The organism is Rhizobium sp. NFACC06-2 (assembly GCF_900101425.1).
Classification (GTDB): Bacteria; Pseudomonadota; Alphaproteobacteria; order Rhizobiales; family Rhizobiaceae; genus Agrobacterium; species Agrobacterium leguminum.
Window position 1 is genome coordinate 162,897 of the sequence record NZ_FMVA01000001.1, and the last position, 17,821, is coordinate 180,717.

Sequence of the window (17,821 nt, forward strand, 5' to 3'; positions counted from 1 at the left end):
CTCACACCGCCCGGATGATGTTTTCCATAAGGCCATGTAACTGGTCACGATAACCGGTTCGGGCGGAAGGTGCGTCCTCGCGAGAGGTCATCACGACCGATAGCCGTCTGGCGGGTACGATATAGAGCATCTGCCCGCCATAACCCCAGGCGTAATAGACGGTCTCGCCTGCCATCTCCTTGATGAACCAGCAATAGCCGTAACCGTCGCCATTAAAGACGGAATTGGTGCGCTGCCGCCACGATTGCTCGATCCAGCCCTGAGAAATCAACCGCTCGCCGCCAGGTGTCACACCACCGAGGCGGTAAAGCTCTCCGAAGGCCAGCAAAGACCGCGCGGTCATGGCCATCTGGTTGCCGCCGAGATAGATGCCCTGCGGATCGCGCTCCCAGCCGCCGATGGAAAATCCTTCAAGCGGTCGGAACCAATCACGCGCAAGCGACAGTGTCGAACGGCCGGATGCTTTTGTCAGGATCGCCGAGAGCAGATGGGTAGAGCCGGTGGAATAGAGCATGCCGCCGCCCGGTTCCCCGGCAAAACCGGAACCCAGCGCCATCCGCACCCAGTTGCGGCTGGCGACCCAGCGGCCGTAATTGGGGCCGGACATGCGCTCCAGGCCGGATTGCATCGACAGCAGGTTGCCGACGGTGATCCGTTCCAGCCGGGGATCGGGATTTTGCGGAAAATCGCCGCGCAGAACGGTCGCGATCGGCTGGTCGGCGCCTTCGAGAATCTTTCGATCGATCGCCATGCCCACAAGCGCCGAGATGATCGATTTCGAGGCCGACTTGATATTGGTGGAGCCGTTCAAACCCGCGCCGTGATAGGCGCGGCTCGCGACCTCGTCGCCATCGATGCTGACGATGACCGCCTTGAGGCTGGAAAGCGCATCCGCCTCCCGCAGCAACGGATCGAAACGGATGCCATTGCCGGTGCTTTGCGCGCGGGCAAGCGAGGCGAAAGGCAGGGAAGCGATAAGGGCAAGTGCGGTTCGTCTTTTCATGTCACTGAGCTAGGAAGCCATACGGCGATGAAAAGAGGAAACGCCGCCAATCACTCCAATGTGACCCTACTTAAATCACCGAATTTCCACACCCCAATTTGACGGTCTCGCGGAATCTCTATGAAAACAGAGTGTTGGCGTGAATTCCGGAATCGAGATGCAAAGTGCTTGAATCAGTTTCTGATCTTGAGGACTATCGCCCCGCCGCTAATGCAAAAGACGGGAAGCGATGCCGCAACTGAAATCATCACGCCTTGTCCTGCGGCCTTTCAAAATGACGGACGCCTCGCCACTCGCCCGGCTGACGAACGATCCGCTCATTTTGCGCAATCTGCTGCGCACGGCCTACCCTTTCGAAACCGATGATGCACGGCGTCTGATCAGGCGCATTGCTGAGCGTCGGCTGCCGGTATGGGCTGTGGATGATGGCAGGCTGGTCGGTCTCATCGGCCTTTCGGGCGAATTCGGCCTTTGGCTTGATCGCCGTGTCTGGGGAAAGGGCTATGGAGAAGAAGCCGGACGCCTCGTCATCGATTATGCCTTTCAGCACATGGGCATCAGAACCCTGCATGCCAATCCGCTGTTCGACAACAGGGCGTCGCACCGTCTGATGAACAAGCTACGCTTTGTTGCGACCGGCCGGGCAAAAGCCTTTTGCCGGCAACGGGGAAAAATCGTCCCGCTTCGACCTTATCGGCTCGAAAAAGAGTGATCGGCACAAAAAAGCCGCCGTTTATCAACGGCGGCTTTTATCATCCCGCAAATCCAGACATTACTCCGGCAAAATCCGCACCGCGCCCTTGTCGGCGCTCGAGGCAAAGGCCGCATAGGCCTTCAGCGCCGTCGTGACATTGCGCTTGCGTGGCGCTTCTGGCTTCCAGCCCAGTTCTTCCTGCTCGGCACGGCGCGAGGCCAGCTCCGCATCCGTGACCTTCAGGTTGATGGTGCGGTTCGGAATGTCGATCTCGATGAGATCGCCCTGACGCACGAGGCCGATGGCGCCGCCCTGCGCCGCTTCCGGCGAGGCGTGACCGATGGAGAGGCCCGAAGTACCGCCGGAGAAACGGCCGTCGGTGATCAACGCGCAGGCTTTGCCGAGACCCTTGGATTTCAGATAGCTGGTCGGATAAAGCATTTCCTGCATGCCCGGCCCGCCCTTCGGCCCTTCGTAACGGATGACGACGACGTCGCCCGCCTTGACCTCGTTGCCGAGAATGCCCTTCACCGCCGCATCCTGACTTTCGTAAACCACTGCCGGGCCGGTGAATTTCAGGATGGATTCATCGACACCCGCCGTCTTCACGATGCAGCCGTCAAGCGCGATGTTGCCGTAAAGCACGGCCAGACCGCCATCCTTGGAGAAAGGCTTCTCGACCGAGCGGATAACGCCGTTTTCGCCGTCCGTATCCAGATCGTCCCAGCGCGAGGACTGGCTGAAGGCCACCTGCGTCGGCACGCCGCCGGGGGCGGCCTTGAAGAACTGGCGCACCGTCTCGCTGTTGGTGCGGGTGATGTCCCAGCGGTCGATGGCGTCGCCCAGCGTCGCCTCATGCACGGTATAGGTATCGCGATTGATGAGCCCACCGCGTTCCAGCTCGCCGAGAATACGCATGATGCCGCCGGCGCGGTGAACGTCTTCCATGTGCACGTCCTGCTTGGCGGGCGCGACCTTGGAAAGGCAGGGAACCTTGCGGGAAAGACGGTCGATGTCTTCCATGCCGAAATCGACGCCGCCCTCATGCGCCGCCGCCAGAATATGCAGCACCGTGTTGGTGGAACCGCCCATGGCGATATCCAGCGACATGGCGTTTTCGAATGCCGCCTTGTTGGCGATGGTGCGGGGCAGGACGGTTTCGTCCTCCTGCTCATAATAACGGCGCGCCAGATCGACGATCAGGTGGCCGGCCTCGACGAACAGCCGCTTGCGGTCGGAATGGGTGGCAAGCGTCGAACCGTTGCCGGGCAGCGACAGACCCAGCGCTTCGGTCAGACAGTTCATGGAATTGGCCGTGAACATGCCGGAACAGGAACCGCAGGTCGGGCAGGCCGAACGCTCGATAACCTTCACATCCTCGTCCGAAATCTTGTCGTCTGCAGCCGCGACCATGGCGTCGACCAGATCGAGCGCAACCGTCTTGCCATGCAGGACGACTTTGCCGGCCTCCATCGGACCGCCGGAAACGAAGACGGCGGGGATGTTGAGGCGCATCGCGGCATTCAGCATGCCGGGGGTGATCTTGTCGCAGTTGGAAATGCACACCATCGCATCGGCGCAATGGGCATTGACCATATATTCCACCGAATCCGCGATGATCTCGCGCGACGGCAGCGAATAGAGCATGCCGTCATGGCCCATGGCGATACCGTCATCGACCGCAATCGTGTTGAATTCCTTGGCGACACCGCCGGCCGCCTCGATTTCGCGGGCAACGAGCTGGCCGAGATCCTTCAGATGCACATGGCCCGGCACGAACTGCGTGAAGGAGTTGACCACCGCGATAATCGGCTTGCCGAAATCGCTGTCCTTCATGCCGGTGGCGCGCCAAAGGCCGCGCGCGCCCGCCATGTTGCGGCCGTGGGTTGTCGTTCTGGAGCGATAGGCTGGCATGGTGTTTTCCTCGATCTCTGGCGAAGAGCGCATTTCCGCAAACGCGGTAAAAATAGCTCCTGCCCTATTTTGCGGTTTTTCTAGCGCAAACCGCAAGCTCTGTCACTGTCACCTTGAGGCAAAACAGTACGGTTCGGTACGGTACGCTTTCTCTTCATCGTGCTATCGGGCCGCGCCTTCATCACAAATGCGCGATTTCCGCCGCCCCACCGTTGTTTTTCCGCAGAGCGCTGAAACATATCTGTGCAGCGGCCGTATTGGCTATCATAATCGATTTATCGCCGATGTACCCGGCTTTTGTGGAGGTTCCAATGCCCGCCTATCGTCCGCCCCTCATCTCGGCAAATGAAATCACGCCGAAGAATATCTACCTGTCCAGACGTGGCTTCCTCGGCACGGCGGCGGGGCTGGCGGCAATCGGGCTGGCCGGGCGCGAGGCTGTTGCCGCGCCGCTTTCCGCAAAACCCGGCGCCTACAAGCTGGATGAGAAACTCACCCCGCTCGATGCTGTCACCAGCTATAATAATTTCTACGAATTCGGTGTCGGAAAATCCGACCCGAAGGAAAATTCCGGCAAGTTCAAGCCTACCCCCTGGACGGTGAAGGTGGATGGCCTCGTCTCCAAACCGCAGGAATTCGGCATCGAAGAGCTGATGAAATATCCTCTCGAAGAGCGCACTTACCGCATGCGCTGTGTGGAGGGCTGGTCGATGGTTATTCCGTGGATCGGCTTCCCGCTCGCCGCCCTTCTCGACAAGGTGGAGCCACTTGGCAGCGCGAAATATGTCGCTTTCGAAACTGTGGTGCGGCCAGACGAAATGCCGGGCCAAAGCGGCCTGTTCCAGCCTCTCTCCTGGCCCTATGTCGAGGGGCTTCGCCTCGATGAAGCACGCCATCCGCTCACCATTCTCGCCGTCGGCCTTTATGGAGAGACCCTGCCTAACCAGAACGGTGCGCCGATCCGCCTCGTCGTGCCATGGAAATACGGTTTCAAGGGCATCAAATCCATCGTCCGCATCTCGCTGGTCGAGAAACAGCCGGAAACGACGTGGAAAAACTCCAACGCCCGCGAGTATGGCTTCTATTCCAACGTCAACCCGAATGTGGACCATCCGCGCTGGAGCCAGGCGACGGAACAGCGCATCGGCGAAGGCGGCTTCTTTGGCACTGAGAACCGCCCTACCCTGATGTTCAACGGTTATGACGAGGTTGCGAGCCTCTACGCCGGCATGGACCTGAAAGCGAATTATTGACCATGGCCTTCGTCCTGCCTCTTCCCTCGCTGCCGAAGCGTTACCAGCCGGCGGCCATCTGGTCGCTTTATGTAATCGGTCTCTGTCCGGGTGTCTGGTATTTCTATCTCGCCGCAACCGGCGGTCTCGGCTTCAATCCGGTCAAGGATTTCGAGCACCTGCTCGGCATCTGGGCGCTGCGCTTCCTGTGCCTCGGGCTGCTGGTGACGCCGCTACGCGATCTCTTCAACATCAACCTCATCGCCTATCGCCGCGCGCTGGGGCTGATCGCCTTTTATTACGTGCTGGCGCATTTCACCGTCTATCTGGTGCTGGATCGCGGCCTGATCCTCGGTTCCATCGCCGGCGATATTCTGAAGCGCCCCTATATCATGCTCGGCATGGCCGGTCTCATCATGCTCCTGCCCCTCGCGCTCACCTCCAACCGCTGGTCGATCCGCAAGCTCGGCAGCCGCTGGAACACGCTGCACAAACTCGTTTATCTCGTCCTCATCGTAGGCGTGCTGCATTTCGTGCTGGCACGGAAGTCGATCACGCTGGAGCCGGTGTTTTATATCAGCACGATGGTGGTATTGCTGGGGTATCGGCTGGTGCGACCGACGATCATGCAACACAAACGGGGAAGACGCGCCAACAGGAGTCCTCTACAACATCAGTCCAAATCATGAAGCCAAATGATCGAAATCGAACCGCTTCCCACCGACCTGACATTTTCGCCGGCGCTCAAGCTGCGCTTTCCGAGATATTCCACGCCGCTGCCGACGGCGTGGCTTTCGCTCCCGCTCGAATTGCGCAAGCCTTAGGCGACAAGCATCAGCGAGCCCTCTCTCAGCTGGGCGAACTCATTGAGAGCGGCGAGATTACAGAAGAAGACCTGCAAGTGCTTTGGCAAGCGCATCACGCTTCTGACCGATTTTATTTGACCGCGCCCATTGCCGATCTTCTTCTCCAGATCAGCCGGTGTTTGCCAGACCGCTAACCCTGAACAGATAAATTAACGCGAAAAAGCCGGGCGATCTCTCGCCCGGCTTTTTTTCTCATGACGCCTGAACGGCGTCAAACCTTATGCAGCTTCGGCAGCAGCAGCTTCCGCAGCAACGCGAGCCTTGTCGGCTGCGCCCTTGGCGTCAACGTCGCGCTCGACGAATTCGATGACGGCGAGAGCGGCATTGTCGCCCTGGCGGAAGCCGGCCTTCATGATACGCAGGTAGCCGCCGTTGCGGTTTGCGTAGCGGGCTGCGATCGCGTCGAACAGCTTGCGAACGGCGTCCTGATCCTTGATCTGCGAGATCGCCTGACGACGAGCGTGCAGGTCGCCGCGCTTGCCGAGGGTGACGAGCTTCTCAACGATCGGACGAATTTCCTTCGCCTTCGGAAGCGTGGTTACGATCTGCTCATGGGTGATGAGCGAAGCAGCCATGTTGGCAAACATTGCCTTGCGGTGGCTGGCGGTTCTATTGAGCTTGCGGCCTGAATTACCGTGGCGCATTGCTATTCTCCTTCTTCGCAGGTTCCTTCTCTAAGGCCTGCCGTTTCCTGGCACATGCAGGTGACTTACCTGCTGTTTGACGGGGAAAGGCAGTCTTTAAAGGGTCTGCCTTTTTGATTGTTAGTACTGGTCTTCGTAACGCTTTGCGAGATCTTCGATGTTCTCAGGCGGCCATGCCGGCACTTCCATGCCGAGGTGCAGACCCATGGAAGCGAGAACTTCCTTGATTTCGTTCAGCGACTTGCGACCGAAGTTCGGCGTGCGAAGCATTTCGGCTTCGGTCTTCTGGATCAGGTCGCCGATATAAACGATGTTGTCGTTCTTCAGGCAGTTTGCCGAACGAACTGACAGTTCGAGCTCGTCGACCTTCTTGAGAAGCGCCGGGTTGAACGCGAGTTCGGTAACCGATTCTTCTTCTGCTTCCTTCTGCGGCTCGTCGAAGTTGACGAAGACGCCGAGCTGGTCCTGAAGAATGCGAGCGGCGAAGGCAACGGCGTCTTCGCCGGAAACCGAACCGTTGGTCTCGATCGTCATGATCAGCTTGTCATAGTCGAGAACCTGGCCTTCACGGGTGTTTTCCACCTTGTAGGACACTTTCTTGACCGGAGAATAGAGGCTGTCCACCGGAATGAGGCCAATCGGGGCATCTTCCGCGCGGTTGCGCTCAGCCGGTACGTAACCCTTGCCGTTGTTGACGGTGAATTCCATCCGGATTTCAGCGCCATCGTCGAGCGTGCAGATCACGTGGTCGGGGTTCAGGATCTCGATATCGCCAACCGTCTGGATGTCACCAGCGGTCACGGCGCCCGGACCCTGCTTGCGCACGACCATGCGCTTGGAATCATCGCCGTCCATCTTGATGGCGATTTCCTTGATGTTGAGCACGATATCCGTCACATCCTCCCGAACGCCGGGGATGGAGGAGAATTCGTGCAGGACACCGTCGATCTGCACGGCCGTCACAGCGGCGCCACGCAGAGAAGACAACAGAACGCGACGCAGCGCGTTGCCGAGGGTAAGACCGAAACCACGCTCCAGCGGCTCGGCAACCAGGGTTGCCTTGGTGCGGCTGGACGAGGTGAACTCGACCTTGTTCGGCTTGATAAGTTCCTGCCAGTTCTTCTGAATCATCTTTAAACCTTCCGTTCGCCGCCACCATCCAATCGTGACGGACCGAGCATGAAAACACCGAGAGGAACCTAATTCAGCGGTTCATCGGTGGGTTCTTGAGCGCAAGTCCGCCGATCGAAATCGACGCGCACACGCCAGATACACGAAAATTCCGCCAGACCTGAGGTAAGGCGGAATTTCCGAACCACGGTCGCGTCAGACGCGGCGCTTCTTGCGCGGACGGCAACCGTTGTGCGGGATCGGCGTCACGTCGCGAATGGAAGTGATCATGAAACCGGCAGCCTGCAGGGCGCGAAGTGCCGATTCACGGCCGGAACCCGGACCGCAAACTTCAACTTCAAGCGACTTCATGCCGTGTTCCTGAGCCTTCTTCGCGCAATCTTCAGCAGCGATCTGGGCAGCAAACGGGGTCGACTTGCGCGAACCCTTGAAGCCCTTGGCACCAGCGGACGACCAGGCAATGGCGTTGCCCTGTGCGTCGGTGATGGTGATCATCGTGTTGTTGAAGGTCGAGTTGACGTGCGCGACGCCCGACGTGATGTTCTTACGTTCGCGACGGCGAATACGTGCGGCTTCCTTGGCCATTTTATACCTTTCATTGATCTCTTCACCGCCGTAACACCAGCGGCTACACCGGCGATCAGCCCCATCGGAGCTTCACGCCAAACTCAGAAAGGCTGGCGCGGACTGCACCAGCCTCCCCTTTCCGGAGAACCGGAAAATTACTTCTTCTTACCAGCGATAGCCTTCGCCGGACCCTTGCGGGTGCGGGCGTTGGTGTGCGTGCGCTGACCGCGGACCGGAAGGCCACGACGGTGACGCAGGCCGCGGTAGCAACCGAGATCCATCAGACGCTTGATGTTCATCGAGGTCTCACGACGCAGGTCGCCTTCGACCTGGTAGTCGCGGTCGATGGCTTCGCGGATCTGAAGAACTTCAGCATCCGTCAGCTGATGAACGCGCTTCTCAGCCGGAAGACCGACCTTGTCCATGATTTCCTGCGCGAATTTCGGACCGATCCCGTGAATGTAGGTCAGCGCAATAACAACGCGCTTCGCGGTCGGGATGTTGACGCCAGCGATACGTGCCACGTCTCTTCTCCTTGGTTCCAGTTGCCATCCGGCAAGTGGTGATTCCATTCGAGCGGCCGAGAAGACCGCCAGTTCAAATTGGTGTCCGTGACAAGTCAAAACGACCGAACCCGGATCTCCCTTCCCTTAGGGAAATCCGCGCCAGTCGCTTGGGATGTCGCGAGTTGGCGCGGTGTTTAACGGAATCAGCGCAAAAAAGCAACCGGCTCCGCCAAGATTCTTTTACGATCCAAAGGATCTGCCGCCATGCGGAGGCGAGATATGGGCAAGAGCGCAACAGCCTCGCCCATCCGCTCCGTCGATCAGGCGGAGGCTTTCTCGAGAACGCGCTCGATAGCCTCGGTGACGGCATCGACGTCAGCCATGCCATCCAGCGTCACGAGCTCGCCCTGTTCGCTGTAATAGGCAGACAGCGGCGCGGTCTTCTCGCGATATTCCGTCAGGCGCTTGCGGAACGCTTCCGGATTGTCATCCGAGCGAACCGTACCGCCGGCGGCAATGGTTTCAGCCACGCGGTTTTCGATTCGGCGAATCAACGCCTCTTCGTCCACCTTGAGTTCGATGACGGCATCGAGGACCAGATTCTTCTTGCGCATGTTCTCGGCAAGCGCCTTGGCCTGCGGAACGGTGCGCGGATAGCCGTCGAGAATAAAGCCCTTGGCACAGTCCGGTGCTTCGATGCGTTCGGAAACGATCTGATTGACGATATCGTCGGAAACAAGCCCGCCGGCGTCCATGACGGCCTTGGCGCGTTTGCCGATTTCGGTGCCCGCGCTGACCGCAGCGCGAAGCATGTCACCGGTGGAAAGCTGCGGGATCCCGTACTTGTCCGTCAGCCGCTTGGCCTGGGTTCCCTTGCCCGCACCCGGCGGACCCAAAAATATCAGTCTCATCGTCCCCTCTTTCCTCCACGCAACTTCGACTTCTTGATCAGCCCTTCATACTGCTGCGCGATCAGGTGACCCTGAATTTGCGCAACCGTGTCCAGAGTTACACTGACAACGATCAAAAGCGAAGTACCACCAAGGGCTAATGGAATGCCCGTGCGTGCGATAAGTGTCTCAGGAAGGATACAGACGAAGACAAGATAAATCGCGCCGACCACGGTGATGCGGGTCAGGACGTAATCGATGTACTCCGCGGTGCGCTCGCCCGGACGGATGCCCGGAATGAAGCCACCATGCTTCTTGAGGTTATCTGCGGTGTCCTTCGGATTGAAGACGATCGCCGTATAGAAAAACGCGAAGAACGCGATCAGCAGGCCGTAGAGCGCCATGAACAACGGCTGTCCGTGCTGCAGCGACGCGATGATCGAAGTCGCCCAGCCCGGCAGGTTGGTGTTTCCGGCAAAACCCGCAGCCGTTGCCGGCAGCAGCAGCAGCGACGATGCGAAGATCGCGGGAATGACGCCGGCCGTGTTGAGCTTCAGCGGCAGATGCGAGGTATCGCCCTGGAACATGCGATTGCCGACCTGTCGCTTCGGATATTGGATCAACAGGCGGCGCTGCGCGCGCTCCACGAAGACGATGAGCGCGATGACGCCGATGGCGACCACAACGACCGTCAGGATGAGCGGGGTGGAAAGCGCACCGGTACGGCCGAGTTCCAGCGTGCCGGCCAGCGCCTTGGGCAGGCCTGCGGCAATGCCCGCGAAGATGATCAGCGAAATACCGTTGCCGATACCGCGCGAGGTGATCTGCTCACCCAGCCACATCAGGAACATCGTGCCGCCGAGCAGCGTGATGACGGTGGAGATGCGGAAGAACCAGCCCGGATCGACCACGAGACCGTTGCCGCTTTCGAGGCCGACCGCAATGCCATAGGCCTGCAGCGTGCCGAGCAGCACCGTGCCGTAGCGGGTGTACTGGTTGATGATCTTGCGACCGGCCTCGCCTTCCTTCTTCAACGCTTCGAGCGAGGGCACGACCGAGGTCATGAGCTGCACGATGATCGAAGCGGAGATGTAAGGCATGATGCCGAGCGCGAAGATCGCCATGCGCTCGACGGCGCCACCCGCAAACATGTTGAAAAGACCGAGAATACCGTTGGCCTGGCCACGGAAGGCCTGCGCATAGGCTTCGGGGTTCAGGCCCGGAAGCGGAATGTGGGTGCCGAGACGGTAGACGAGAAGTGCGGCAAGAGTAAACCAGAGACGCTTTTTCAGATCCTCCGCCTTAGCGAAGGTCGAAAAATTCAGGTTCGAAGCCAGTTGTTCCGCTGCTGAAGCCATAAATTTCTCCGAATGACCCTTGCCAGCCAGCGCAACCGGCCGATGCGGAAAGGTCTAAAAGATACTGGTCAAAACCGGGCTTCGGACAAATGCGGCTCTGAGCCGCCATCATGCCTCACCCTGTTTTTTATGTCCTATCCCCTCCCCTACGGAAGTTCAAGAACTGTGAGGCTCTCCCTGCAGCACTTTCTGCCGCAAGCGGGGCCGTGGAAGCACACCGCGAAGAGATTGCCCTGATGCTCCATAAATCGATTTAGATCGAAAGCACCATAGGCCAGGGAGCGCAAACGCCCGGAGCGACGAGCCCCGGGCGTCTGAAGTCTATATATTACTCGGCGGCTTCTGCTGCAACTGCGAGAAGCTTGATCGAACCGCCAGCCTTTTCGATCTTTTCGACTGCGGGCTTGGAAGCGCCGGCAACTTCGAAAGCGACCTTGGCCTTCAGCTCGCCGTCGGCGAGAATGCGTACGCCGTCCTTGGCGCGGCGGATAACGCCGGCAGCCTTGAGAGCAGCGGCATCGATCGTTGCGGAAGCGTCAAGCTTCTTGGCGTCGATGGCGGTCTGAATGCGGCCGAGCGATACGACAACATATTCGGAAGCGAAAATGTTATTGAAACCGCGCTTCGGCAGACGACGGTAGATGGGCATCTGACCGCCTTCGAAGCCGTTGATGGCGACGCCCGAACGAGCCTTCTGGCCCTTCACACCGCGACCACCGGTCTTGCCCTTGCCGGAACCGATACCGCGACCTACGCGGATACGATCCTTGGAGGCGCCTTCGTTGTCTCTGATTTCATTGAGTTTCATGATAGGTTACTCCGTCTCACTTCTCGTCAACGACGCGAACGAGATGCTGGACCGCACGGATCATGCCGCGAACCGCCGGAGTGTCTTCCAGGGTGCGCTGACGATGCATCTTGTTGAGACCCAGACCGACCAGCGTCTGACGCTGGATTGCCGGGCGGCGAATAGGGCTGCCGATCTGTTCGACCGTAACAGTCTTCTTGGCTTCAGTAGTTTTCTTGGCCATGATCCAGCTCCTTATTCTTCAGAAGCGTTGCCGGAAGCGGCACGACGAGCCTGAAGGGTCGCATACTTCAGACCACGCTGTGCAGCGATGTCCTTCGGATGAACCTGATGCTTCAGAGCGTCGAACGTGGCGCGAACCATGTTGTACGGGTTCGAAGAACCGGTCGACTTGGCAACAACGTCATGAACGCCGAGCGTTTCGAAAACGGCGCGCATCGGACCACCGGCGATGATACCGGTACCGGCCTTGGCCGAACGCAGCAGAACCTTGCCTGCGCCGTGACGGCCATTGACGTCGTGGTGCAGCGTGCGGCCATCGCGCAGCGGAACGAAGATCAGATCGCGCTTTGCGCTTTCGGTTGCCTTGCGGATCGCTTCCGGAACTTCACGAGCCTTGCCGTGACCGAAGCCAACGCGGCCCTTCTGGTCGCCAACGACGACGAGAGCGGCGAAGCCGAAGCGACGGCCACCCTTAACAACCTTTGCAACGCGGTTGATCGCGACCAGCTTGTCGACGAATTCGCTATCGCGCTCTTCGCGGTTCTGACGCTCTTCGCGGGAACCTCTTTTATCCTGTGCCATTGTCCTTGTCCTTTTTCTTTTACGGGTGGAACGGCAAACGAAAAGACCAGCGGCCCCGATGAAGAGATCCGCATGGTCCGGTGAAATTCCGCCCGGATCGTTGTCCGGGCGGAAACTGCAGCGCGAAAAGCGCTGCAGCATCTTTGTTGGTGCATGATCCTTTCTTTCGATCTCAAAAAATCGAAAGGGTCATGCACTCAGAAGTTCAGGCCGCCTTCGCGGGCAGCGTCTGCCAGGGCCTTGATGCGGCCGTGGTAGATGAACGCGCCACGGTCGAATACGACATCCTTGACGCCAGCCTTGACGCCACGCTCGGCAACCAGCTTGCCTACGACAGTTGCTGCTGCAACGTCGGCGCCGGTCTTGAGCGAGCCGCGCAGATCGGCTTCGAGCGTGGAGGCAGACGCAAGCGTCTTGCCAGCAACGTCATCGATGATCTGGGCATAGATGTTCTTCGACGAGCGATGAACCGACAGGCGCGGGCGGCCGTTGGCAACCGCCTTAATCTGGCGGCGCACACGGCTCGCGCGACGTGCAAGTGCTTCTTTCCTGCTAGCCATTTCGCGTGATCCTTACTTCTTCTTGCCTTCTTTGCGGACAATACGCTCTTCAGCGTACTTCACGCCCTTGCCCTTGTAGGGCTCGGGACCGCGGTATTCGCGGATTTCCGCGGCTACCTGGCCAACCTGCTGCTTGTTAATGCCGGAAACGATGATTTCCGTCGGCTTCGGAACGGCAATGGTGATGCCGACCGGCGGCTCGTAAACAACATCGTGCGAGAAGCCGAGAGCCAGCTGCAGGTTCTTGCCCTGCATGGCGGCACGGTAACCGACGCCGTTGATTTCGAGCTTGCGCTCATAGCCGTCCTTAACACCCTTGAAGATGTTCTCGATCATCGTGCGGGACATGCCCCACTTCGAACGAGCTTCCTTGGTGCCGTTAGCCGGCGTTACGGAAACGCCGTTATCTTCGAGCTTCAGCTGAATGTCGTCGTTAGCGACGAAAAACAGTTCACCCTTCGGGCCCTTAGCAGTAACCTTCTGGCCGTCAACATTGGCCGTCACACCTGCTGGAACCGGAACGGGCTTTTTACCGATACGAGACATTATTCAATCCTGTCTGTTCGTTATGGAGATCCTTGCTCGGGTCTTAGAAGACCGAGCAAAGAACCTCGCCACCAACGTTCTGTTCGCGAGCCTGGTGATCGGCCATCACGCCCTTCGGGGTCGAAAGGATGGTGATGCCGAGGCCGTTCGCGACCTGCGGAATGGACTTTACCGAGACATAAACCCGGCGGCCCGGCTTGGAAACGCGGCCGATCTCACGGATCACGGACGCGCCTTCGTAGTACTTCAGCTCGATCGTGAATTCGGACTTGCCGTTTTCGAAATCGACCTTGGAATAACCGCGAATATAGCCTTCAGCCTGCAGCACGTCGAGAACGCGTGCGCGGAGGCTGGAAGCCGGCGTGCTTACCGAAGACTTGCGGCGAGCAGCACCATTGCGGATGCGGGTGAGCATATCACCCAAAGGATCAGTCATGGTCATGTGCCCGTCTCCTTACCAGCTCGACTTGACAATGCCCGGCACCTTGCCGGAATTGCCCAGCTCACGAAGCGCGATACGCGACATCTTGAGCTTGCGATAGAACGCGCGCGGACGGCCCGTTACTTCGCAGCGGTTGCGGATACGCGTCTTCGAGCCGTCACGCGGCAGCGAAGCGAGCTTCAGAGTGGCCTTGAACCGGTCTTCGATCGGAAGGGACTGGTTCATCACGATCGCCTTCAGTGCGGCGCGCTTGGCGGCCTGCTGGGCGACCGACTTGCGGCGGCGCTTGTTCTTTTCAACTGCGCTTGTTTTCGCCATATCGGAGTTCCTTTTCTACGCTCGTCGTTACGGTTAGTGACGGAACGGGAAGTTGAACTCTGTCAGCAGAGCCCGAGCTTCGTCGTCCGACGTCGCCGTCGTGCAAACGATGATGTCCATGCCCCACATCTGATCAACCTTATCGTAGTTGATCTCAGGGAACACAATGTGTTCCTTGATGCCCATGGCGAAGTTGCCACGGCCGTCAAAGCTCTTCGGGTTCAGACCCCGGAAGTCGCGAACGCGCGGAAGCGCGATGTTGACCAGACGATCAAGGAATTCGTACATGCGGGCGCCACGAAGGGTAACCTTCGCACCGATCGGCATGCCTTCGCGAACCTTGAAACCAGCGATCGAGTTGCGAGCGCGGGTAACGACCGGCTTCTGGCCGGCAATCGCAGCCAGGTCACCGGCAGCGATGGTGGGCTTCTTGGAGTCGGCAGTCGCTTCGCCAACGCCCATGTTGATCACGATTTTTTCAAGCTTCGGGATCATCATGACGTTTGCGTAGGAGAACTTCTCCTGCATGGCGCCACGGATACGGGAAACGTATTCCGTCTTGAGACGCGGCTCGTACTTATCAGCCATCGATCACTTCTCCCGAACGCTTGGCCACGCGGACCTTCTTGCCATCCACAACAGAGAAGCCAACGCGGCTCGGCTTGCCATCCTTGTCGACGATGGCGATGTTGGAGATGTGCAAGGATGCTTCCTTGTTGATGATGCCGGCTTCCTGGGCCTGGGTCTGGCGCTGGTGACGCTTCACCATGTTAACGCCACGCACAACGGCCCGATCTTCCTTCGGCAAAACCTGGATTACTTCGCCGGTACGGCCCTTGTCCTTACCGGTCAATACGACAACCTTGTCGCCTTTACGAATTTTCTGCATCGCATACGCTCCTTACAGTACTTCCGGAGCCAGCGAGATGATCTTCATGTGATTCTTGGCGCGAAGTTCGCGCGGAACCGGTCCGAAGATACGGGTGCCGATGGGCTCTTTCTTGTTGTCGATAAGAACGGCTGCGTTGTTATCGAAACGGATGACGCTGCCGTCAGCGCGACGGATGTCCTTGGCGGTGCGCACGACAACCGCCTTCATCACGTCGCCCTTCTTGACGCGGCCGCGCGGAATAGCTTCCTTGATGGAAACGACAATAATGTCGCCAACAGAAGCATATTTGCGCTTCGAGCCGCCCAGCACCTTGATGCACATGACACGACGTGCGCCGGAATTATCCGCCACGTCGAGGTTTGTTTGCATCTGAATCATGTCAGGTCGCCTTCTTGTTGTTACCGGAACGGTTGGGCAAACTCTCCCGAGCGAGCCCCCTGCCCCAGCTTATGAATATCTCTTTTTTTGCGCGGAAAAATCGTGACAGGGTGGTTTCCCGAAGGACCTTCCGTGCGCATCAAAGCAAAAGACGCCCGGGTCACGAGCGTCCTTGCGCTGCTTCATACAGGAATTCGCGCCAAGTGCAAGACACAAGGCGCGATTCTGATGAAATTAAGCCTGGGCGGAAACGACCGTCCAGCGCTTGTCCTTGGAGATCGGTGCGCATTCCTCGATGGAAACGACATCGCCGACCTTATACTGATTGTTTTCGTCGTGTGCCTTGTACTTCTTCGAACGACGAACGGTCTTCTGAAGCAGCGGGTGAGCGAATCGACGCTCAACACGAACTACGACAGTCTTCTCGTTCTTGTCGGACACAACGACGCCCTGCAGAATGCGTTTCGGCATATTATTCTTCCTTAGGCCTTGGCTTCTGCCGCCTTCTGGCGGGCAATGGTTTTTACGCGGGCGATATCCTTCCGGACTTCGTTGATGCGCGAGGACTTCTCCAGCTGACCAGTTGCCTTCTGGAAGCGCAGGTTGAACTGCTCCTTCTTCAGATCGGCGAGCTTGTCCTTGAGCTGGTCGGCGCTGAGGCCGCGAACTTCATCGGCTTTCATATGCCTTGCTCCTTACTCTGCGATGCGCTGTACGAAGCGCGTCTTGACCGAGAGCTTGGCAGCGCCGAGACGAAGCGCCTCACGGGCGATCTCCTCGGACACACCGTCGATCTCGAACATCATACGACCGGGCTTGACCTTGCATGCCCAGTAATCGACCGAACCCTTGCCCTTACCCATACGAACTTCGGTCGGCTTTGCCGTTACCGGAACGTCGGGGAATACGCGGATCCACACGCGACCTGCGCGCTTCATGTAACGCGTGATCGCGCGGCGGGCCGCTTCGATCTCGCGTGCATTCACGCGGTTCGGTTCCTGCGACTTCAAGCCGAATTCACCGAATGCCAGGTCAAAGCCGCCCTTGGCGACGCCCTTGATGCGTCCCTTGAACTGCTTACGGTACTTAGTACGCTTTGGCTGCAACATTTTCTTACTTCTCCGAGCTTATCTTTCGCCAGCGTCAATCAAGCGTTTTCGCGACGACGATCGCCACGATCGCCACGCTCACGGCTTGCAGGGCCCTGTGCGTCGCCTTCGAGACCGCGACGCTCAGAAGCCATCGGATCATGCTCAAGGATTTCGCCCTTGAAGATCCAGACCTTGATGCCGCAGATGCCGAATGCGGTTTCAGCTTCAGCCGTGCCGTAGTCGATGTCCGCACGCAGCGTGTGCAGCGGAACGCGACCTTCGCGGTACCATTCGGTACGAGCGATTTCAGCACCGCCGAGACGGCCGCCGCAGGTGATCTTGATGCCTTCGGCGCCAAGACGCATTGCGGACTGAACAGCACGCTTCATCGCACGGCGGAAAGCCACGCGGCGCTCGAGCTGCTGAGCGATCGACTGGGCAACCAGCGTCGCGTCGATTTCCGGCTTGCGCACTTCAACGATGTTGAGGTGCGTTTCGGAGTTGGTCATCTCGGAAAGCTTCTTGCGAAGCTTCTCGATGTCTGCACCCTTCTTGCCGATGATCAGACCCGGGCGAGCCGAGTGGATCGTGACGCGGCACTTCTTGTGCGGACGCTCGATGACGACCTTGGCGATACCGGCCTGCTTGAGTTCCTTGATCAGGTAAGCCCGGATCTTGAGGTCTTCATGCAGCAGCTTGCCGTATTCTGCGGTGTCAGCGTACCAGCGGCTATCCCAGGTACGGTTGATGCCGAGGCGGAAGCCGATCGGATTGATTTTCTGACCCATTATGCGGCCTCCCCTTTTTCCTCAACTTCACGAACAACGATCGTGAGGTGAGCGAACGGCTTTTCAATGCGGGAAGCACGACCACGGCCACGAGCGTGAAAACGCTTCATGGTGATGGACTTGCCAACATAGGCCTCGGCGACGACGAGAGCGTCGACGTCGAGGTCATGGTTGTTTTCCGCATTGGCAATTGCAGATTCGAGCGTCTTCTTGACGGTGCCTGCAATGCGCTTGCGGGAGAATTCGAGCTCGGCGAGAGCGCGATCAACCTTCTTGCCACGGATAAGAGCGGCAACCAGGTTCAGTTTCTGGGGGCTGACGCGGAGCGTACGGGCAACGGCCTGAGCCTCGTTGTCCTTCAGCCGGCGTTCGGTCTTAGCCTTCGCCAT

The 17,821-nt window shown here is 58.7% G+C and carries 27 protein-coding genes; 4 read left to right on the top strand and 23 right to left on the bottom strand.

Going from position 1 to position 17,821, the window contains the following annotated elements:
- Position 1: 1 nt before the first annotated feature.
- Positions 2-1,003, bottom strand: a complete 1,002-nt coding sequence (locus F3H58_RS00885) for a serine hydrolase domain-containing protein (protein WP_149740920.1) — start codon at positions 1,001-1,003, stop codon at positions 2-4.
- A 229-nt stretch (positions 1,004-1,232) separates the two neighbouring features.
- Between F3H58_RS00885 and F3H58_RS00890 the strand changes: the two genes are divergently transcribed.
- Positions 1,233-1,715, top strand: coding sequence for a GNAT family N-acetyltransferase (locus F3H58_RS00890; RefSeq protein ID WP_149740921.1), 483 nt, complete (start codon positions 1,233-1,235; stop codon positions 1,713-1,715).
- 60 nt (positions 1,716-1,775) lie between these two features.
- Here F3H58_RS00890 and ilvD read toward each other — a convergent pair whose 3' ends face one another.
- A complete protein-coding gene (ilvD, locus tag F3H58_RS00895) occupies positions 1,776-3,611 on the bottom strand; it encodes a dihydroxy-acid dehydratase (RefSeq protein WP_003521018.1) in 1,836 nt (611 codons plus the stop codon).
- 311 nt (positions 3,612-3,922) lie between these two features.
- Between ilvD and msrP the strand changes: the two genes are divergently transcribed.
- From msrP to F3H58_RS00910, 3 genes are read left to right on the top strand one after another with little or no spacing between them, the layout of a single operon-like run.
- On the top strand, positions 3,923-4,864 hold the full coding sequence (gene msrP / locus F3H58_RS00900; RefSeq protein WP_149740922.1) for a protein-methionine-sulfoxide reductase catalytic subunit MsrP: 942 nt from the start codon (positions 3,923-3,925) through the stop codon (positions 4,862-4,864).
- Positions 4,865-4,866: 2 nt separating this feature from the next.
- Positions 4,867-5,532 (top strand): protein-methionine-sulfoxide reductase heme-binding subunit MsrQ, encoded by a 666-nt coding sequence (gene msrQ / locus F3H58_RS00905; RefSeq protein ID WP_149740923.1) that lies wholly within the window; start codon positions 4,867-4,869, stop codon positions 5,530-5,532.
- The gene (locus F3H58_RS00910) at positions 5,529-5,843 is read left to right on the top strand and encodes a hypothetical protein (protein ID WP_149740924.1); all 315 of its coding nucleotides are present in this window, start codon (positions 5,529-5,531) and stop codon (positions 5,841-5,843) included. The genes msrQ and F3H58_RS00910 overlap by 4 nt, the downstream gene beginning before the upstream one ends.
- Positions 5,844-5,927: 84 nt before the next feature.
- Here F3H58_RS00910 and rplQ read toward each other — a convergent pair whose 3' ends face one another.
- The 21 genes from rplQ to rplV form a co-directional block, all read right to left on the bottom strand.
- Positions 5,928-6,353 (bottom strand): 50S ribosomal protein L17, encoded by a 426-nt coding sequence (gene rplQ, locus F3H58_RS00915; protein ID WP_003521014.1) that lies wholly within the window; start codon positions 6,351-6,353, stop codon positions 5,928-5,930.
- 120 nt (positions 6,354-6,473) lie between these two features.
- On the bottom strand, positions 6,474-7,484 hold the full coding sequence (locus F3H58_RS00920) for a DNA-directed RNA polymerase subunit alpha (RefSeq protein ID WP_003495228.1): 1,011 nt from the start codon (positions 7,482-7,484) through the stop codon (positions 6,474-6,476).
- 195 nt (positions 7,485-7,679) lie between these two features.
- A complete protein-coding gene (gene rpsK, locus F3H58_RS00925; protein ID WP_003521013.1) occupies positions 7,680-8,069 on the bottom strand; it encodes a 30S ribosomal protein S11 in 390 nt (129 codons plus the stop codon).
- A 137-nt stretch (positions 8,070-8,206) separates the two neighbouring features.
- Complete coding sequence (gene rpsM, locus F3H58_RS00930) at positions 8,207-8,575, bottom strand: 30S ribosomal protein S13 (protein ID WP_035263425.1); 369 nt, start codon at positions 8,573-8,575, stop codon at positions 8,207-8,209.
- 302 nt (positions 8,576-8,877) lie between these two features.
- Positions 8,878-9,468: an adenylate kinase gene (locus tag F3H58_RS00935; RefSeq protein WP_003521011.1), complete on the bottom strand. Its 591-nt coding sequence runs from the start codon at positions 9,466-9,468 to the stop codon at positions 8,878-8,880.
- Positions 9,465-10,805, bottom strand: coding sequence for a preprotein translocase subunit SecY (secY, locus tag F3H58_RS00940; protein ID WP_003521010.1), 1,341 nt, complete (start codon positions 10,803-10,805; stop codon positions 9,465-9,467). The genes F3H58_RS00935 and secY overlap by 4 nt, the downstream gene beginning before the upstream one ends.
- A gap of 328 nt (positions 10,806-11,133) precedes the next feature.
- Complete coding sequence (gene rplO, locus F3H58_RS00945) at positions 11,134-11,613, bottom strand: 50S ribosomal protein L15 (protein WP_149740925.1); 480 nt, start codon at positions 11,611-11,613, stop codon at positions 11,134-11,136.
- A 16-nt stretch (positions 11,614-11,629) separates the two neighbouring features.
- Positions 11,630-11,836, bottom strand: coding sequence for a 50S ribosomal protein L30 (gene rpmD / locus F3H58_RS00950; RefSeq protein ID WP_003495212.1), 207 nt, complete (start codon positions 11,834-11,836; stop codon positions 11,630-11,632).
- A gap of 11 nt (positions 11,837-11,847) precedes the next feature.
- Entirely contained in the window at positions 11,848-12,417 is a 570-nt protein-coding gene (gene rpsE / locus F3H58_RS00955; protein WP_004442585.1) for a 30S ribosomal protein S5, read from the bottom strand.
- A gap of 197 nt (positions 12,418-12,614) precedes the next feature.
- Complete coding sequence (rplR, locus tag F3H58_RS00960) at positions 12,615-12,977, bottom strand: 50S ribosomal protein L18 (protein ID WP_003521008.1); 363 nt, start codon at positions 12,975-12,977, stop codon at positions 12,615-12,617.
- A gap of 12 nt (positions 12,978-12,989) precedes the next feature.
- Complete coding sequence (rplF, locus tag F3H58_RS00965; protein ID WP_003495204.1) at positions 12,990-13,523, bottom strand: 50S ribosomal protein L6; 534 nt, start codon at positions 13,521-13,523, stop codon at positions 12,990-12,992.
- Positions 13,524-13,566: 43 nt separating this feature from the next.
- A complete protein-coding gene (gene rpsH / locus F3H58_RS00970; protein ID WP_003521007.1) occupies positions 13,567-13,965 on the bottom strand; it encodes a 30S ribosomal protein S8 in 399 nt (132 codons plus the stop codon).
- Positions 13,966-13,977: 12 nt separating this feature from the next.
- Positions 13,978-14,283, bottom strand: coding sequence for a 30S ribosomal protein S14 (rpsN, locus tag F3H58_RS00975; protein ID WP_003507785.1), 306 nt, complete (start codon positions 14,281-14,283; stop codon positions 13,978-13,980).
- 33 nt (positions 14,284-14,316) lie between these two features.
- Complete coding sequence (gene rplE / locus F3H58_RS00980) at positions 14,317-14,871, bottom strand: 50S ribosomal protein L5 (protein ID WP_003495201.1); 555 nt, start codon at positions 14,869-14,871, stop codon at positions 14,317-14,319.
- On the bottom strand, positions 14,864-15,172 hold the full coding sequence (rplX, locus tag F3H58_RS00985) for a 50S ribosomal protein L24 (RefSeq protein WP_149740926.1): 309 nt from the start codon (positions 15,170-15,172) through the stop codon (positions 14,864-14,866). Before rplX ends, rplE begins: the two co-directional genes overlap by 8 nt.
- A 12-nt stretch (positions 15,173-15,184) precedes the next feature.
- Positions 15,185-15,553: a 50S ribosomal protein L14 gene (gene rplN / locus F3H58_RS00990; RefSeq protein ID WP_003495199.1), complete on the bottom strand. Its 369-nt coding sequence runs from the start codon at positions 15,551-15,553 to the stop codon at positions 15,185-15,187.
- 234 nt (positions 15,554-15,787) lie between these two features.
- Complete coding sequence (gene rpsQ, locus F3H58_RS00995) at positions 15,788-16,024, bottom strand: 30S ribosomal protein S17 (protein WP_003495195.1); 237 nt, start codon at positions 16,022-16,024, stop codon at positions 15,788-15,790.
- A gap of 11 nt (positions 16,025-16,035) precedes the next feature.
- Complete coding sequence (rpmC, locus tag F3H58_RS01000) at positions 16,036-16,236, bottom strand: 50S ribosomal protein L29 (RefSeq protein ID WP_003495193.1); 201 nt, start codon at positions 16,234-16,236, stop codon at positions 16,036-16,038.
- 12 nt (positions 16,237-16,248) lie between these two features.
- Positions 16,249-16,662, bottom strand: a complete 414-nt coding sequence (gene rplP / locus F3H58_RS01005) for a 50S ribosomal protein L16 (RefSeq protein WP_003495190.1) — start codon at positions 16,660-16,662, stop codon at positions 16,249-16,251.
- A gap of 38 nt (positions 16,663-16,700) precedes the next feature.
- Positions 16,701-17,432: a 30S ribosomal protein S3 gene (gene rpsC / locus F3H58_RS01010; RefSeq protein ID WP_004442600.1), complete on the bottom strand. Its 732-nt coding sequence runs from the start codon at positions 17,430-17,432 to the stop codon at positions 16,701-16,703.
- Complete coding sequence (rplV, locus tag F3H58_RS01015) at positions 17,432-17,821, bottom strand: 50S ribosomal protein L22 (RefSeq protein ID WP_003521005.1); 390 nt, start codon at positions 17,819-17,821, stop codon at positions 17,432-17,434. Before rplV ends, rpsC begins: the two co-directional genes overlap by 1 nt.

Coding starts and splice junctions, on each gene's coding strand:
- rpsK (WP_003521013.1), bottom strand. CDS start 8,069: ATGGCCAAGGAAGCCGCACGTATTCGCCGTCGCGAACGTAAGAACATC.
- rpmD (WP_003495212.1), bottom strand. CDS start 11,836: ATGGCCAAGAAAACTACTGAAGCCAAGAAGACTGTTACGGTCGAACAG.
- rplR (WP_003521008.1), bottom strand. CDS start 12,977: ATGGCTAGCAGGAAAGAAGCACTTGCACGTCGCGCGAGCCGTGTGCGC.
- rplF (WP_003495204.1), bottom strand. CDS start 13,523: ATGTCTCGTATCGGTAAAAAGCCCGTTCCGGTTCCAGCAGGTGTGACG.
- rplN (WP_003495199.1), bottom strand. CDS start 15,553: ATGATTCAGATGCAAACAAACCTCGACGTGGCGGATAATTCCGGCGCA.
- F3H58_RS00890 (WP_149740921.1), top strand. CDS start 1,233: ATGCCGCAACTGAAATCATCACGCCTTGTCCTGCGGCCTTTCAAAATG.
- rplE (WP_003495201.1), bottom strand. CDS start 14,871: ATGGCTGATAAGTACGAGCCGCGTCTCAAGACGGAATACGTTTCCCGT.
- rpsN (WP_003507785.1), bottom strand. CDS start 14,283: ATGGCGAAAACAAGCGCAGTTGAAAAGAACAAGCGCCGCCGCAAGTCG.
- rplV (WP_003521005.1), bottom strand. CDS start 17,821: ATGGCGAAGGCTAAGACCGAACGCCGGCTGAAGGACAACGAGGCTCAG.
- F3H58_RS00920 (WP_003495228.1), bottom strand. CDS start 7,484: ATGATTCAGAAGAACTGGCAGGAACTTATCAAGCCGAACAAGGTCGAG.
- rplX (WP_149740926.1), bottom strand. CDS start 15,172: ATGCAGAAAATTCGTAAAGGCGACAAGGTTGTCGTATTGACCGGTAAG.
- rplQ (WP_003521014.1), bottom strand. CDS start 6,353: ATGCGCCACGGTAATTCAGGCCGCAAGCTCAATAGAACCGCCAGCCAC.
- rpsC (WP_004442600.1), bottom strand. CDS start 17,432: ATGGGTCAGAAAATCAATCCGATCGGCTTCCGCCTCGGCATCAACCGT.
- F3H58_RS00885 (WP_149740920.1), bottom strand. CDS start 1,003: ATGAAAAGACGAACCGCACTTGCCCTTATCGCTTCCCTGCCTTTCGCC.
- F3H58_RS00935 (WP_003521011.1), bottom strand. CDS start 9,468: ATGAGACTGATATTTTTGGGTCCGCCGGGTGCGGGCAAGGGAACCCAG.
- F3H58_RS00910 (WP_149740924.1), top strand. CDS start 5,529: ATGAAGCCAAATGATCGAAATCGAACCGCTTCCCACCGACCTGACATT.
- rpsH (WP_003521007.1), bottom strand. CDS start 13,965: ATGACCATGACTGATCCTTTGGGTGATATGCTCACCCGCATCCGCAAT.
- rpsE (WP_004442585.1), bottom strand. CDS start 12,417: ATGGCACAGGATAAAAGAGGTTCCCGCGAAGAGCGTCAGAACCGCGAA.
- rpmC (WP_003495193.1), bottom strand. CDS start 16,236: ATGAAAGCCGATGAAGTTCGCGGCCTCAGCGCCGACCAGCTCAAGGAC.
- rpsQ (WP_003495195.1), bottom strand. CDS start 16,024: ATGCCGAAACGCATTCTGCAGGGCGTCGTTGTGTCCGACAAGAACGAG.
- secY (WP_003521010.1), bottom strand. CDS start 10,805: ATGGCTTCAGCAGCGGAACAACTGGCTTCGAACCTGAATTTTTCGACC.
- msrP (WP_149740922.1), top strand. CDS start 3,923: ATGCCCGCCTATCGTCCGCCCCTCATCTCGGCAAATGAAATCACGCCG.
- rplO (WP_149740925.1), bottom strand. CDS start 11,613: ATGAAACTCAATGAAATCAGAGACAACGAAGGCGCCTCCAAGGATCGT.
- msrQ (WP_149740923.1), top strand. CDS start 4,867: ATGGCCTTCGTCCTGCCTCTTCCCTCGCTGCCGAAGCGTTACCAGCCG.
- rplP (WP_003495190.1), bottom strand. CDS start 16,662: ATGTTGCAGCCAAAGCGTACTAAGTACCGTAAGCAGTTCAAGGGACGC.
- ilvD (WP_003521018.1), bottom strand. CDS start 3,611: ATGCCAGCCTATCGCTCCAGAACGACAACCCACGGCCGCAACATGGCG.